Origin of the sequence: Bradyrhizobium sp., from assembly GCF_036009065.1 — a bacterium.
Lineage (GTDB): Bacteria > Pseudomonadota > Alphaproteobacteria > Rhizobiales > Xanthobacteraceae > Bradyrhizobium.
On the sequence record NZ_DASYMN010000184.1, the window covers coordinates 1 to 2365 of the forward strand.

The window sequence follows — 2365 nt, forward strand, 5'->3', positions numbered from 1 at the left end:
GGCAAATCTGCAGTTATTGCGATGCTCCAACGGGTTTCAACAAGTCGCATCTGAAAGTGGGCTGACTTTCCGTGTCTCGAACTCCAATGATTTGAGTCACTTATTTTGAATCAGACTCTGAGGAGCGGCCTCTTGGCCGCGTCTCGAAGGATGGCCACAATCTCCGCATGGTTCGAGACGCGCGAAGACGCGCTCCTCACCATGAGGGCGTCCTGTTTGCGGCGATACAGGAATTGAAGGACACTACGAGGCCATGCTGACCCCGGACGAACTCGAACGCTATGCCCGCCATATCGTGCTGCGCGAAGTCGGCGGCCCCGGCCAGGCGGCGCTGAAGGCGGCCTCCGTGCTGGTGGTCGGCGCCGGCGGGCTCGGCGCGCCGGTGCTGATGTATCTGGCCGCCGCAGGCGTCGGCACGCTCGGCGTGGTCGACGACGACATCGTGTCGCTGTCCAACCTGCAGCGCCAGATCATTCACTTTACGCCGGATATCGGCCGGCCCAAGGTCGACAGCGCCGCCGAGAAAATCCACGCGCTCAATCCGCATGTGAAATTCGTCTCGCACGCGACACGGCTCAACGCATCGAATGCGATGGCGCTGATCGGTACCTATGATCTGGTGCTCGACGGCTCCGACAATTTCGAAACCCGGTATCTCGTCTCCGACGCCTGCTTTCTCGCGGGCAAGCCGCTGATCACCGCGGCGCTCGGCATGTTCGACGGATCGCTGACCACGATTCGGGCGCATGAAAAAAACGCGGCCGGCGAACTCAACCCGACCTACCGCTGCCTGTTCCCCGAACCCCCCCCGCCGGGCACCGTGCCGGCCTGCGCCGAGGCCGGGGTCATGGGCGCGCTGGCCGGCGTGCTGGGCTCGATGATGGCGTTGGAGGCGATCCGCGAAATCACAGGTTTTGGCGAAGGGCTGGTGGGGCAGCTCTTGATGATCGACGCCCGCGCGATGCGGTTCGAGACGCTGCGCTACGCGCGCGATCCGGCCAATCCGCTCAATGGCGATAGGCAGACGATTACGAATTTGGGCGGGTACCGATGAGGTTCAGCCGATCCACCTCATCAAATTGATTTCAGTATCTGATTGTACGCGGCGTGACTGCCGATCCAAAACCAGACGGCGTCATCGTCGGTTGCCAAGGCGAGGGCGGAAATCACGGCCAACCCTGACCGAATAGGCTTGTCCGATACGCTTGAAATGCAGTGACGGATGACGAGGGTTCAACTTGAGCAGTTGGAAATTTTTGTCTGCAACTGAGCGGATAGATTCTGAAAGCGCCTGATAGGTTTGCCAAAAACGTTTGGTCGTGCGGTGCCTCACAAGGGCGTCGTTCGCCCGGCCCGGTCCTCGGCGAGAGCTTCTTCAAGAAAAGCATCGAGACGCCCCGACAGAACATCATCCTCAATCGCGCGATCGAAGCGGTCGGCGGCAAGACGCGAAAACCAGTCGCGGAACCGCGCGAAATCGTCGCCGTCCAGACGTTCCACCGCGCGCTCAATATCTTCAACTGTCATAGGCGCAACTTAGCACAATGTAGCGATAGGCAAAAGCCCCGGCATTTCCTTACAGCATGCTTGGCAGCACGCGGTCCGGGGGCTTGTGGTTGTCGAGAAAGGTGCGGATGTTGATGATCACCTTCTCGCCCATCTCGACGCGGCCCTCGATGGTGGCCGAGCCCATATGCGGCAGCAGTGTGACCTTGCCGGCCTTGGCGAGCCGCACCAGTTTCGGCGAGATCGCGGGCTCGTTCTCGAACACGTCGAGGCCGGCGCCGCCGATCTCGCCCTGCTCGATCAATTTCGTCATGGTGTCTTCGTCGATCACCTCGCCGCGCGCGGTGTTGACGATATAGGCGTCCTTGCGGATCAGTTTCAGGCGCCGCGCTGAAAGAAGGTGAAAGGTCGCAGGCGTATGCGGACAGTTCACCGAGATGATGTCCATCCGCGCCAGCATCTGGTCGAGGCTTTCCCAGTAGGTGGCGCCGAGCTCGTCGGCGATGCGCGGCGCCACCGGGCGGCGGTTGTGATAATGGATCTGCAGGCCGAAAGCGTGGGCGCGGCGCGCCACCGCCTGGCCGATGCGGCCCATGCCGATGATGCCGAGCCGCTTGCCGCCGATTCGGTGGCCGAGCATCCAGGTGGGCGACCAGCCCGGCCAGTCCTTGCCGTCGGTGACGATTGAGGCGCCCTCGATCAGCCGCCGCGGCACCGCCAGAATCAGCGCCATAGTCATGTCGGCGGTGTCTTCGGTCAGCACTTTCGGCGTGTTGGTCACGGTGATGCCGCGCGCATGCGCCGCCACCACGTCGATATTGTCGACGCCGTTGCCGAAATTGGCGATCAGCTTCAGCTT

Annotated in this window: 3 protein-coding genes; 1 reads left to right on the forward strand and 2 read right to left on the reverse strand. The window is 62.0% G+C overall.

Annotated features, from left to right (window positions below; all coding sequences use genetic code 11):
- Nucleotides 1-253: 253 nt before the first annotated feature.
- Nucleotides 254-1054: a molybdopterin-synthase adenylyltransferase MoeB gene (locus tag VGP39_RS10945; RefSeq protein ID WP_327568121.1), complete on the forward strand. Its 801-nt coding sequence runs from the start codon at nt 254-256 to the stop codon at nt 1052-1054.
- A gap of 275 nt (nt 1055-1329) precedes the next feature.
- Here the strand turns inward: VGP39_RS10945 and VGP39_RS10950 are convergent, their stop codons facing one another.
- Nucleotides 1330-1527: a hypothetical protein gene (locus tag VGP39_RS10950; RefSeq protein WP_327568122.1), complete on the reverse strand. Its 198-nt coding sequence runs from the start codon at nt 1525-1527 to the stop codon at nt 1330-1332.
- A 49-nt stretch (nt 1528-1576) separates the two neighbouring features.
- Nucleotides 1577-2365: D-glycerate dehydrogenase (locus tag VGP39_RS10955; RefSeq protein WP_327568123.1), on the reverse strand; the 789-nt coding region annotated here is incomplete at its 5' end.